Source organism: Pseudomonas fluorescens (assembly GCF_001708445.1).
Taxonomy (GTDB): Bacteria; Pseudomonadota; Gammaproteobacteria; order Pseudomonadales; family Pseudomonadaceae; genus Aquipseudomonas; species Aquipseudomonas gorinensis.
Map to the genome: position 1 here is coordinate 4726102 of NZ_CP015637.1, position 12567 is coordinate 4738668.

General features: G+C 61.3%; 12 protein-coding genes. 9 read left to right on the forward strand and 3 right to left on the reverse strand.

Features of this window, described 5'->3' with window-relative positions:
* Window positions 1-115: 115 nt before the first annotated feature.
* A complete protein-coding gene (locus tag A7317_RS20940) occupies window positions 116-397 on the forward strand; it encodes a hypothetical protein (RefSeq protein ID WP_069076750.1) in 282 nt (93 codons plus the stop codon).
* Between the two features lie 41 nt (window positions 398-438).
* Here A7317_RS20940 and A7317_RS20945 read toward each other — a convergent pair whose 3' ends face one another.
* Window positions 439-726, reverse strand: a complete 288-nt coding sequence (locus A7317_RS20945; RefSeq protein WP_024076741.1) for a SelT/SelW/SelH family protein — start codon at window positions 724-726, stop codon at window positions 439-441.
* A gap of 84 nt (window positions 727-810) precedes the next feature.
* Here A7317_RS20945 and A7317_RS20950 point away from each other — a divergent pair, with 84 nt between their 5' ends.
* Window positions 811-3000 carry a patatin-like phospholipase family protein gene (locus A7317_RS20950; RefSeq protein ID WP_069076751.1) on the forward strand — a complete coding sequence of 730 codons (2190 nt, stop codon included), beginning with the start codon at window positions 811-813 and terminating at the stop codon, window positions 2998-3000.
* Window positions 3001-3265: 265 nt separating this feature from the next.
* A complete protein-coding gene (locus tag A7317_RS20955) occupies window positions 3266-4069 on the forward strand; it encodes an IclR family transcriptional regulator (protein WP_069076752.1) in 804 nt (267 codons plus the stop codon).
* Here A7317_RS20955 and A7317_RS20960 read toward each other — a convergent pair whose 3' ends face one another.
* Window positions 4070-5122, reverse strand: coding sequence for an NAD(P)-dependent alcohol dehydrogenase (locus tag A7317_RS20960; protein ID WP_024076937.1), 1053 nt, complete (start codon window positions 5120-5122; stop codon window positions 4070-4072).
* A gap of 182 nt (window positions 5123-5304) precedes the next feature.
* Here A7317_RS20960 and A7317_RS20965 point away from each other — a divergent pair, with 182 nt between their 5' ends.
* Window positions 5305-6198, forward strand: a complete 894-nt coding sequence (locus tag A7317_RS20965; protein ID WP_024076936.1) for an AraC family transcriptional regulator — start codon at window positions 5305-5307, stop codon at window positions 6196-6198.
* A 108-nt stretch (window positions 6199-6306) separates the two neighbouring features.
* Here A7317_RS20965 and A7317_RS20970 read toward each other — a convergent pair whose 3' ends face one another.
* Window positions 6307-7971, reverse strand: a complete 1665-nt coding sequence (locus tag A7317_RS20970) for an electron transfer flavoprotein-ubiquinone oxidoreductase (protein ID WP_024076935.1) — start codon at window positions 7969-7971, stop codon at window positions 6307-6309.
* Between the two features lie 533 nt (window positions 7972-8504).
* On the opposite strand from A7317_RS20970, the gene A7317_RS20975 reads away from it, so the two are divergent.
* The 5 genes from A7317_RS20975 to A7317_RS20995 all read left to right on the forward strand — a co-directional run bounded on the left by A7317_RS20975 (window position 8505) and on the right by A7317_RS20995 (window position 12375).
* Window positions 8505-9254 (forward strand): electron transfer flavoprotein subunit beta/FixA family protein, encoded by a 750-nt coding sequence (locus tag A7317_RS20975; protein WP_024076934.1) that lies wholly within the window; start codon window positions 8505-8507, stop codon window positions 9252-9254.
* A gap of 2 nt (window positions 9255-9256) precedes the next feature.
* Complete coding sequence (locus tag A7317_RS20980) at window positions 9257-10186, forward strand: electron transfer flavoprotein subunit alpha/FixB family protein (RefSeq protein WP_024076933.1); 930 nt, start codon at window positions 9257-9259, stop codon at window positions 10184-10186.
* 189 nt (window positions 10187-10375) lie between these two features.
* Entirely contained in the window at window positions 10376-11191 is an 816-nt protein-coding gene (locus tag A7317_RS20985; RefSeq protein WP_069076753.1) for a substrate-binding periplasmic protein, read from the forward strand.
* 9 nt (window positions 11192-11200) lie between these two features.
* Window positions 11201-11563 carry a DUF4398 domain-containing protein gene (locus A7317_RS20990; protein ID WP_024076931.1) on the forward strand — a complete coding sequence of 121 codons (363 nt, stop codon included), beginning with the start codon at window positions 11201-11203 and terminating at the stop codon, window positions 11561-11563.
* Window positions 11560-12375 carry an OmpA family protein gene (locus A7317_RS20995; RefSeq protein WP_024076930.1) on the forward strand — a complete coding sequence of 272 codons (816 nt, stop codon included), beginning with the start codon at window positions 11560-11562 and terminating at the stop codon, window positions 12373-12375. Before A7317_RS20990 ends, A7317_RS20995 begins: the two co-directional genes overlap by 4 nt.
* Window positions 12376-12567 lie beyond the last annotated feature (192 nt).

Consider the following 12567-nt stretch of genomic DNA (forward strand, 5'->3'; position numbering starts at 1 on the left):
ATCCGCAACAGTCTGTCGTCGTTCAACGGATTAAAGACTCCTCGACGACAGCCATGCCCTTTGAAGTTGCTGCAAGCGAGTGGTCACGCCATTAACGCTATGCAGGAGCTGCATCATGGAAACACTCATCAGCTTGCTGGTTCAGATCATCAGCGGTGCCGTCGGCGGTAATCTGGCCGGCATGACCAAGCAGAGCCTGGGCACCGGGCTCAATACCCTTCTTGGCGGAGTCGGCGGCCTGATGCTGGGCCAGTTGGCCTCCGTACTGACGGGCACCTCCGGTGGCGAAGCACTGGATGTGGCGGCGGTCGGCAGCAATATTGTCGGCGGTGGCATCGGTGGCCTGGTGCTGACGTGGATCGTGGGCTTCATCAAGAACCAGATGGCTGCCAAGTAGGCACGCGGCAGTGGGTCACTATCCTGCCAGGACGGTGACCCTTACTGCGTACGATCGTTGTGCCCCAGGTCACGCTGCGGGTCGATCTGGTCGCGCACACGCTGCTTGAGTACCTTGGCCTCCGGGAAGCCGCCATCGGCCTTGCGCTCCCAGATCTGCACGCCGTCGCAGGTGATGCGAAACGCCCCTCCCGTGGCGGGCGCCAGCGACACTTTGCCCAGGTCATCGGCAAAGGTGCTCAGCAGCTCCTGGGCCAGCCATGCGGCGCGAAGCAGCCATTGGCACTGGGTGCAGTAGGTGATGACGATTTCGGGTTTGCTGACGGACATAACTTGACAGGTTCCTGGCGTAACGGGCTCGGAGGGTCGAGTGGCTATAATACCGGCCTTTATCGCCCAGCCTCGAGATTCATGATGCGCCGCCTGCTGTCCTGCCTGTTCCTGTGCCTTCTCCCCCTCCTCGCCCACGCCGCCGACGCGCCGCGCCCGAAAATCGGCCTGGTACTGTCCGGTGGCGCCGCGCGCGGCCTGGCCCATATCGGCGTGCTCAAGGCCCTGGAGGAACAGGGGATTCATATCGATGCGATTGCGGGTACCAGCATGGGGGCGGTGATCGGTGGGCTGTATGCGTCGGGTTACAAGATCGACGAACTGGAAAAACTGGCACTGGGCATCGACTGGCAGCAAGCCCTCTCCGACGCGCCGCCTCGCGAGGATGTGCCGTTCCGGCGCAAGCAGGATGACCGGGACTTCCTGGTCAAGCAGAAGCTCAGTTTCCGCGATGACGGCAGCCTGGGCCTGCCCCTCGGGGTGATCCAGGGACAGAACCTGGCGCTGCTGCTGGAAAGCATGTTTGCCCACACCAGTAACATCCGCAATTTCGACAAGCTCCCCATCCCGTTCCGCGCCGTAGCCACGGACATCACCACTGGCGAAAAAGTGGTGTTCCGCAAGGGCCACCTGCCCCAGGTGATCCGCGCCAGCATGTCGATCCCGGCCGTATTCGCCCCGGTCGAGTTGGATGGCCGGCTGCTGGTGGACGGCGGCATGACCGACAACATCCCCCTGGACGTGGCGCGGGAGATGGGTGTCGACATCGCCATCGTGGTCGACATCGGCACGCCGCTGCGCTCGCGCAAGCAACTGGCCACGGTGGTGGATGTGCTCAACCAGTCCATCACCCTGATGACCCGACGTAACTCCGAAGAACAACTCAAGGCCCTGCACCCCAAGGATGTGCTGATCCAACCACCACTGGCCGCCTACGGCGTGACGGACTTCGGCCGCGCCAAGGACATGATCGACGCCGGCTACCGCGCCACCCGCGCCCTCGACGTGCGCCTGGCCCACCTGCGCCCTGCCGAACCGATCGACCCGGAACTGGTCGCTGCGCGCACTCCGGGCGAACGCACGCCGGTGATCACCGCCATCACGGTGGAGAACGACTCGAAAGTCAGCGACGACGTGATCCGCTACTACATCCGCCAACCCCTGGGTGAGCCGCTGAACCTGGGCCGCCTGCAAACGGACATGGGCACCTTGTACGGCCTGGACTACTTCGAGCAGGTGCAATACCGCGTGGTCAAGAAAGGCCACGACAATACCCTGGTGATCAGCGCGCGCGGCAAACGCAGCGGCACCGATTACCTGCGCCTGGGCCTGAACCTATCGGACGACATGCGCGGCGACAGCGCTTTCAACCTCGGCGCCAGCTACCGTATGAACGGCATCAACCGCCTCGGCGCAGAATGGCTGACGCGGGTGCAGATCGGCGACCGGCAGGAACTGTACAGCGAGTTCTACCAGCCGATGGACACCGGTTCACGTTACTTCGTCGCCCCCTATCTGAGTGCCCAGGCGCAGAACGTCGAGCTGATCCTGGACAACGACCCCATCTCCGAATACCGCCTGGAACGCTATGGTTTCGGGTTGAATGTCGGGCGGCAGATCGGCAACAGCGGTGAGATCCGCTTCGGTGTCGGCGAGGCCTGGGGCAAGGCCGATGTGCGCATCGGCGACCGAGACCTGCCGAGCGTGAGCTTCAGCGAAGGCTTCTATGAGTTGAAGTACTCCTTCGACTCCCTCGACAACGTGTACTTCCCGCACAGCGGTGAAGACATCGGCCTGGCATTCCGGGAATTCGAGCCGGGGCTGGGCTCGGACCAGCGGTACCGGCAATGGGAATTCAAGCTGGACAAGGCCATGAGCAGCGGCCCCGACACCCTGGTGCTGGGCGGGCGCTACGGGCGGACCCTGGATAACTCGGATGTGGTGATTTCCAGCTTTCTGCTCGGCGGGGCGCGGCAATTGTCGGGCTTTCGCCAGGATGCGATTTCGGGGCAGAACATCAGCTTGATGCGGGCGGTGTACTACCGCCGCCTGACGCCGCGCTCATACCTGCCACTGGATTTCCCGCTATACCTGGGCGCCTCCCTGGAACGGGGCCGGGCGTGGAACAACGACAATGAATTCGACAGCGGCTATATCAATGCCGCGAGTATTTTCCTCGGGTTTGATACGCCATTGGGGCCACTGAACTTCAGCTATGGGTTCAATGATGATAGTCAGCAGGCGGTTTACTTGAACCTGGGGCAGACGTTCTGACGCATCAACCGCAGGAGCCGGCGTGTTGTGGCGAGGGTACACACTCACTCCTGTCTCTTATACACATCTCCGAGCCCACGAGACTACGCGTGTTTCCTGAATCAACGCGGCGCCTGTGAGTTCTTCGCGAGCAAGCTCGCTCCTACAAAAAAGCCTTAACTGAACGGCATTCGGGCAAGTCCCCTACCACACTTGGATCGACGCTGTGTTCGCGTTCAGCATTTGCCATAATGGCGCCGTTTTCGTACTTCCCAATAGGCCCGATATGCAGGAAACCGCCCACACCCCCGTCAAAGACGCCGCCCCCACCGGCACCCAGACCCTGCTGCGTGGCCTGGGCGTCGTGCAAGCGGTGGCCGCGGGTGCACGGGATCTCAAGGAGATCGCCAAGCGCATCGGCACCACCCGCAGCACCACGCACCGCCTGGCCAGTTGCCTGGTGGACGAGCGTTACCTGCGCGTGGTGCCGCAAGTGGGTTACCTGCTGGGGCCGAAGCTGATCGAGCTGGGGTTCCAGGCGCGCGAAGAGTTGCCGTTGGTCAGCCTGGCCGTGCCTTACCTGGACGAACTGTCGGCCCTCACCGGTGACACCATTCACTTGGCCATCCGTGAAGACGACGACGTGCTCTACCTGCACAAGAACCCTGGCCGCTACGGCCCGGAAATGCGCTCGCGGGTGGGCCATCGCATGCCGTTGGCGCGGACCGGGGTCGGCAAGGCGATGTTGCTGGATGACACCGCCGAGGAGTGGCAGCGCCTGTACCAGGCCAGTTTTCCGCAGGGCGGCAAGAGCCAGCAGTGGCCGCAGCACCCGGAGCAATCCTGGGCGCAGTTCGAGCAGCGCATGCGTGAATACGTGGCGGGAGGGTATGCGTTCGATCTGGAAGACAACGAACCGTCGATCCGTTGCGTGGCGGCACCGGTGCGCGATGCCAGCCGGCGTATTGTCGCCGGCATCAGCATCGCCAGTACCGTGCCCTACATGCCACTGGAGAAAATGGCCGAGCTGATCCCTGTGATCAAACAGGTCGCAGCCCGGCTGTCTGCGGAGTTGGGCGCGAAAGCCTGATCAGGCTTTCAGGGTCGCCATGTCGATGACAAAGCGGTACTTCACGTCACCGGCGATCATGCGGGTGTAGGCCTCGTTGATCTGGCGGATATCGAGCATTTCGATGTCGCAGGTAATGCCATGCTCGGCGCAGAAATCCAGGACTTCCTGGGTTTCGGCAATGCCACCGATCAGCGAGCCGGCCAGGACTTTACGACCCAGCACCAGCTTGGCGGCGTTGACGGGCGGATCTACCGGCTCGATCAAGCCGACCAGGATGTGCACGCCGTCAAAGCGCAGTACATCCAGGTAGGGGTTGAGGTCGTGTTGCACCGGAATGGTGTCCAGCAGGAAGTCGAAGTGCCCGGCGGCGGCTTTCATCTGTGCGGCGTCGGTGGACACGATCACATGGTCGGCGCCCTGGCGACGGCCTTCTTCGGCCTTGCTCGCGGAGCGGGTGAACAGGGTCACCTCCGCGCCCATGGCCTTGGCGAACTTGATGCCCATGTGGCCCAACCCCCCCATGCCGAGGATGCCGACTTTATCGCCGGCCTTCACGCCGTAGTGCTTGAGTGGTGAATAGGTGGTGATACCGGCACAGAGAATCGGTGCGGCGCTGGCCAGGTCGAGCTTGGCCGGGATCTTCACCACGAAATGTTCGCTGACCACGATGCTGTCGGAGTAGCCACCCATGGTGTTGCTGCCATCGACCCGATCCGGGGTGGCATAGGTCATGGTCGGGCCTTCGAGGCAGTATTGCTCCAGGTCCGCCTGGCACGCGTCGCAGTGGCGGCACGAATCGACCATGCAACCGACGCCGACCAGGTCGCCGACTTTATGCGCGGTGACGCTGGTGCCGACGGCGGTGACTTTGCCGACAATCTCATGGCCCGGCATCAGCGGGTAGACGGCAATGCCCCATTCGTTGCGGGCCTGGTGGATGTCGGAATGGCATACGCCACAGTAGAGAATCTCGATTGCCACGTCATCGGCGCGCGGGCTGCGGCGTTCAAATGACATGGGGGCGAGGGGAGTGGTGGCCGATTGGGCGGCATAACCGATGGCGGTATACATGGAGAAAACCTCGCAGAAGCAGTGACAGATGAGGCGGGCCATTCTCCGCGCCACCCCCAGGTGCGGCCATGGCGATTGCTCCGAGTCTCATGCCTATTCCTCCGGGAGTGCCCCGGGTTTGGATCTATGTGTCCCCAGACCTGCGATGATGTTCCCATCCCTTTTTCGCGAAGTTTTTTGCCATGTTGTTGACCCGCCATCTCGACGCCAATGCCACGCTGGTTTCCTTGATTGAGGGGCTGACGTCCTGCGACGGTTTTTCCCCGACCCACCTGCCTGGTGTGCAAGTGCTGCGCGCCAGTTGCGATGTGGCACGTGGCCCGCAGATCTATGAGCCGAGCCTGATGTTCGTGGCCCAAGGCAGCAAGGTCGCCTACCTGGGCCCGCGCACCCTGGAGTACGGCGCCGGGCATTACCTGATCCAGGCGATGCCGGTGCCGTTCGAGTGCGAGACCTTCGCCCTGGCGCCCGGTGCGCCGTTGCTGGGTGTGACGGTGGGGATTGACCGGGTGGTGCTGGGGGAGTTGGTGATGGCCATGGGCATGCAGGCCGGTCCGCCGCCGACGGCGCAGACCTTGGAGTCGATGAGTTCGGTGGTGCTCGACGATGCGATGCGCGGCTGCGTCGAACGGCTGTTGCAGTGCCTGCATGATCCGCTGGAGAGCCGGATCATGGGGCCGGCGCGGGTGCGGGAATTATTGTTCACCGCACTGCGCGGGCCACAGGCCGATGTGCTGCGCGCGTTGGTGGAACAGCAGGGGCAATTTTCGCGAATCGCCACCTCGTTGAATCACCTGCATGCCCATTTCGCCGAGCCACTGAATATCGAGACGCTGGCGGGGTATGCGCACATGAGCGCGTCGACGTTTCATGAGCATTTCAAACGTTGCACGCTGTTGTCGCCGGTGCAGTACCTCAAGCGCTTGCGCTTGCTCAAGGCCCAGCAATTATTGCTGGTGGAAGGCATGGGGGTGGCGCAGGCGGCGCATAGCGTGGGGTATCAAAGTACGTCGCAGTTCAGCCGCGAGTACAAACGCTACTTCGAGCGCAACCCCGGCGAAGAGCGGGCTGCATAGTCATGTCAGGCAACAGCACAATCCAACTGTGGGAAGGGGGCCACCCCTCCTACAGTTGATCGAGTTTGATTCCATAAAAAAGGCTCCCGTTTGGGAGCCTCGTTTGGCTTACATATTCGGGTAAGTCGGCCCGCCCGAGCCTTCCGGCGTGACCCAGGTGATGTTCTGCGAAGGATCCTTGATGTCACAGGTCTTGCAGTGCACGCAGTTCTGGGCGTTGATCTGGAAGCGCTTCTCGCCATCTTCCTTGGTCACGACTTCATACACGCCAGCCGGGCAGTAGCGTTGCGCCGGTTCATCGTAGAGCGGCAGGTTGGTGCCGAGCGGGATGCTGGGGTCTTTGAGCTTCAAGTGGCACGGCTGTTCTTCTTCGTGGTTGGTACCGGAGATGAACACCGAGCTCAGCTTGTCGAAGCTCAACTTGCCGTCGGGCTTGGGGTAGTCGATCTTCTGGCAGTCCTTGGCCAGCTTGAGGCACGCATAGTCGGGCTTGGTGTCGTGCAGGGTGAACGGCATCTTGCCACCCAGGATGTTCTGGTCGAACCAGTTGAAGCCGGCGCCGATGATCGGGCCGAACTTGTGCATCGCCGGGCCGAAGTTGCGGCTGGCGAACAGTTCTTCGTAGAGCCAGCTGGCCTTGAAGCTGTCGACGTAGTTGGTCAGTTCGTCGCCGCCTTCGGATTCGGCAAACAGGCGTTCGGCCACGGCGTCGGCAGCGAGCATGCCGGACTTCATCGCGGTGTGGCTGCCCTTGATCTTGGCCACGTTCATGGTACCCAGGTCGCAACCGATGAGAGCGCCGCCCTTGAACACCATTTTTGGCAACGAGTTGATGCCGCCTTTGGCCAGGGCGCGGGCGCCGTAGCTGATGCGCTTGCCGCCTTCGAGGTACTGGGCCAGCACCGGGTGGTGCTTGAGGCGCTGGAACTCATCGAACGGCGACAGGAAGGTGTTGCTGTAGGACAGATCGACGATCAGGCCCACAACGACCTGGTTGTTTTCCAGGTGATAGAGGAACGAGCCACCGGTGTTCTCGTTGCTCATGATGTCCAGCGGCCAACCGGCGGTGTGCACCACCAGGCCAGGCTGATGTTTGGCCGGGTCGATTTCCCAGATTTCCTTGAGGCCGATGCCGTAGTGCTGGGCGTCGGCGTCGCTGTCCAGCTTGAAGCGCTGGATCAGTTGCTTGCCGATATGGCCGCGGCAGCCTTCGGCGAACAGTGTGTATTTGCCGCGCAGTTCCATGCCTGGGGTGTAGACGCCTTCTTTGGGATGGCCTTCGCGGTCGACGCCGAGGTCGCCGGTGATGATGCCGCGCACCACACCGTTTTCGTCGAACAGCGCTTCCTGGGCGGCGAAGCCTGGGTAGACTTCCACGCCAAGGTTCTCGGCCTGCTGGGCCAGCCAACGGCACAGGTTGCCCAGGGAGATAATATAGTTGCCTTCGTTGTGCATGGTCTTGGGCACAAAGAAGTCAGGCACCTTGGTCGAGGTGTCGGCGCTGCGCAGTACATAGATGTCATCGCGCACCACCGGGGTGTTGAGCGGGGCGCCGAGTGCTTTCCAGTCCGGGAACAGTTCGTTCAGGGCGCGGGGTTCGAACACGGCGCCGGAGAGGATATGAGCGCCGACTTCGGAGCCTTTTTCGACCACGCAGACGCTGATTTCCTTACCGGCTTCGGCGGCCTTCTGCTTCAGTCGGCAGGCGGCGGACAGGCCCGCCGGGCCAGCGCCGACGATGACCACGTCGAATTCCATGTATTCGCGTTCCACAGGCTATCTCCTACTCAAGGCTCAACAGGCTTTTTTTCTAATGGGTGGAGGTTAGGTGTCATAACCGTCATCGCTGCTTTAAACAGCAGGGTATGACCCACCTTTCTCTCTAGGTGGCGCATTATATCTACACCACTCCCAGCGTCCAATACAAACGTTTGTTTGAATTGCTTGGAGGCTAGGTAAATCAAAGCAACGCGGCTTATGACTGACCATTTTGCCGTATTGACCAGAATAGGTGTTCCGGTCAATATACGGTCGGTTTTGCGCTTAGCGTAGGCAGACTGTAGGTTTCAAGAGCACGTCCAAAAGCAGGGCGAAGGCAAAACGGGTGACGCGCGTGCAAAAGATGGCGCGCAGTTTACACGCCGCGAGAAAGAATGACCTCCCAGTCACCACTGACGAACGGTCATCACTGGCCTGTCGCGGTGTCATTCGCCGACGTTTTTGGAGGTGCCCTTGTGTGCCGATGAGCATCAACCGCCAGGTTCGCCTAGGCGACTTTCTTTTCACCGGAGAGTAACGAGGAATCCATGAAGGTTCTTGTAGCTGTCAAACGCGTTGTCGATTACAACGTGAAAGTTCGCGTCAAGGCGGACAATTCCGGCGTCGACCTCGCTAACGTCAAGATGTCGATGAACCCTTTCTGCGAAATCGCTGTGGAAGAAGCTGTACGCCTGAAAGAGAAAGGCGTTGCGACTGAAATCGTCGTGGTTTCCATCGGCCCGACCACTGCTCAAGAGCAGCTGCGTACCGCCCTGGCACTGGGTGCCGACCGCGCCATCCTGGTTGAGTCCGCTGAAGAGCTGACCTCCCTGGCCGTGGCCAAGTTGCTCAAGGCCGTTGTCGATAAGGAACAGCCTCAACTGGTGATCCTTGGCAAACAGGCCATCGACAGCGACAACAACCAGACTGGCCAGATGCTGGCTGCGCTGACCGGTTACGGCCAGGGCACCTTCGCCTCCAAAGTCGAAGTGAGCGGCGACAGCGTGGCTGTCACCCGCGAAATCGACGGCGGCGCGCAGACAGTTTCGTTGAAACTGCCGGCCATCGTCACCACCGACCTGCGTTTGAACGAGCCGCGCTACGCGTCCCTGCCGAACATCATGAAAGCCAAGAAGAAGCCTCTCGAAGTGCTGACTCCGGATGCTTTGGGCGTTTCCACTGCCTCCACCAACAAGACCGTCAAAGTCGAAGCGCCGGCTGCACGCAGCGCGGGTATCAAGGTCAAGTCGGTGGCTGAACTGGTCGAGAAACTGAAAAACGAAGCGAAGGTAATCTAACAATGACTATCTTGGTAATCGCTGAACACGACAACAAGGTGCTGGCTCCGGCCACCCTGAACACCGTGGCTGCTGCCGCAAAAATCGGTGGCGACATTCACGTGCTGGTTGCAGGCCTTGGCGCTGGCGCCGTGGCTGAAGCCGCTGCGAAAATCGCTGGCGTGAGCAAAGTCTTGCTGGCTGACAACGCCGCCTACGCGCACCAGTTGCCTGAAAACGTTGCCCCTCTGGTCGCAGAGCTGGGTGCCGGCTACAGCCACATCCTGGCCGCCGCCACCTCCAACGGCAAAAACATCCTGCCGCGCGTTGCTGCGCAGTTGGACGTTGACCAGATCTCCGAGATCATCTCGGTTGAAAGCGCCGACACCTTCAAGCGCCCGATCTACGCCGGTAACGCCATCGCAACCGTACAGTCCAACGCTTCGGTCAAGGTCATCACCGTGCGCGCCACCGGCTTCGACCCAGTGGCTGCCGAAGGTGGTTCGGCTGCCGTTGAAGCCGTCGCCGCTGCCCACGACGCTGGCACTTCCAGCTTTGTTGGCGAAGAGCTGGCCAAGTCGGATCGCCCTGAGCTGACCGCTGCCAAGATCGTCGTATCGGGCGGGCGTGGCATGCAGAACGGTGACAACTTCAAGCACCTGTACGCCCTGGCCGACAAGCTGGGCGCGGCGGTCGGCGCTTCCCGTGCAGCCGTCGACGCAGGTTTCGTACCCAACGACATGCAGGTCGGCCAGACCGGCAAGATCGTTGCGCCACAGCTGTACATCGCCGTCGGTATCTCCGGCGCGATCCAGCACTTGGCCGGTATGAAAGACTCCAAAGTGATCGTTGCGATCAACAAGGACGAAGAAGCACCGATCTTCCAAGTGGCCGATTACGGCCTGGTGGCGGACTTGTTCGAAGCCGTACCTGAGTTGGAGAAGCTGGTCTAATCCAGCCGCTTCACTTATAAAGAGCCCGGTCTTTGGACCGGGCTTTTTTTTTGAATACCCCAAAATACTGTAGGAGCGAGCTTGCTCGCGAAAAACTCACAGGCACCGCGTTCATCCAGAATGTGCGCCATCGTTAACGTTTTTCGCGAGCAAGCTCGCTCCTACAATAATCCTACGGAGAACCTCGCCATGGAACTGCGCCCCTGGGCCGTACTGCTGGGCTTCACGCTGCTGCCAGGCCTGGCGCTTGCCGCCGGTAAATGCGAGCGCCTGGTGATCACCGGCAGCCCGGATGCGCCGCCTTTGCTCTGGCGCGATCCCCAGGACCCCACGCACCTGATCGGTGCCACCGCCGATGTGCTGCAACAGGTGGCCAAGGACCTCGGGCTGAAAATCGACCTGCTCTACGGCGGCAAGCGCTCCATGGCCCTGGATGAAGTGCGCAGCGGGCGCATGGACCTCCTCGCCGATGCCCCGTTGAACCTGGGTGAGCTGGACAACCTCGATTACATCCACCCGGCGCTGGTGCAGACCGATTACCTGGTCTGGACCCGCAAAGACTCAAAGCTGGCCTATACCACCGCGGCCGACCTGCACGGTCACCAGGGTGCAGTGTCGGAACGGGCACGATTGAGCCGCGACTTTGAAACCTTCGCCAGCCAGCAACTGAGCCTGCAACGCATGCCCACGTTGACCCCGGCGTTCCAGAAACTGCTGTTAGGGGAGGTGGACTATGTGTTGGCCGGACGCTACTCGGGCATGGCCATGGCCCAGACCTTGGGCATGAGCAATGACCTGGTCGCTCGCGACGTTCCCGTCGACCAGCCCGGTCTGTACCTGGCGATTTCCCACAACTCGGCCTGCAATGATCCGTGGCTGCGCGGACAGCTGGCTAAAAAGATGACAGAATTGTCCGGGTCTGGTGTGACGCAAGCTGCGCTACAGCGCAACCTCGAGCGCTGGAAAGCGCAATTGCAACAACCCGTCGGCACCCCAACACAGTAGGGATTTCCAGTGATTTTTCGACCTCTTTTAGCGGCCCTCGCCGTCGTTGCTCTGGCGGGATGTGCAGCCGATCCTGCGCCGAATGAACAAATACGCCTCACCCAGCAAGCGTTGGAACAAGCCAACGCCGTGGGTGCCAACACCGATGAATCGCCCGAACTGAAACTGGCCGAAGACAAATTCGCCCAGGCCAAGGCCGATATGGCCGACCAATCCTACAAGGACGCGCGCATGCAGGCCGAACAGGCCGAGCTGGATGCGCGCCTCGCCGAAGCACACGTGCTGACCCGCAAGAGCCAGGAACAACTCAACGTGCTCAATACCCGCATCACCCGCTTGCGCAAGCAATTGCAGTTGGGAGAAGCCCAATGAGCCCGATGATCCGTGGTTTGAGCTGTGTATTGCTGCTGGGCAGCGCGGCGCTGGGCGGCTGTGCCAGCCACCCGAATGGCGAACTGGCCCTGCAACAGGCGGGCAGCGATTTCCAGAAGGTCAAGGAAGACGCGAATGTGCTGCGCTTTGCGCCCAAAGACGTGATCCGCGCCGGTGAATCCCTCGCCCGTGCCGATCGCCTGTCCAGCTATTGGGGCAGCGGTGCCGACGTGGTGCATTACGCTTATCTTAGCCAACGCTATAGCGCGATCGCCCGCGAACACACCGAGCAGGCGCTCAACCAGGAGCGCGGCGCCAAGCTTGAACTGGAACGCCAGCGCTTGCAGCTGGCCCTGCGTGAAAGCAAGTTGATCAGCGTGCAGCAACAGGGCAAATGGCTCGAAGAACAGATCGCCAGCCTGGCCACCACCCAGACCGATCGGGGCCTGGTGATGACCCTGGGGGATGTGTTGTTCGACACCGGTGAAGCAGAGCTGAAAAACTCGGCCAACCGCACGGTGTTGAAGATCGTGCAGTTCCTGCAACTGAACCCCAAGCGCGTGGTGCGCATCGAGGGTTACACCGACAGCACGGGCGGCGAGCAGGAAAACCTCAAACTGTCCCGCGACCGCGCGCAATCGGTGGCGGACGTGCTGGTCGACCTGGGCATCGACGAAAAACGCATCCAGGTCGAAGGCTACGGCGATCAGTACCCGGTGGAAGCCAACGCTTCCGAGCGAGGCCGCGCGCAGAACCGTCGGGTGGAAATCGTGTTCTCCGACGCCAAAGGCCAGTTGGGCGCCGCTCGCTGAAGCGTTGCGCCGTTCAAAAATGTGGGAGGGGGCTTGCCCCGATGACGGCGTGTCAGTCAGCGAAACTGTTGACTGAACCCCCGTCATCGGGAGTAAGCCCCCTCCCATATTTGTTTGGGGTACACCCTCACAGTTTTTGCTGTCACTGCGGTCCGCGCTCGACTATTGTGGCAACTGTCCCCGTACACTTCT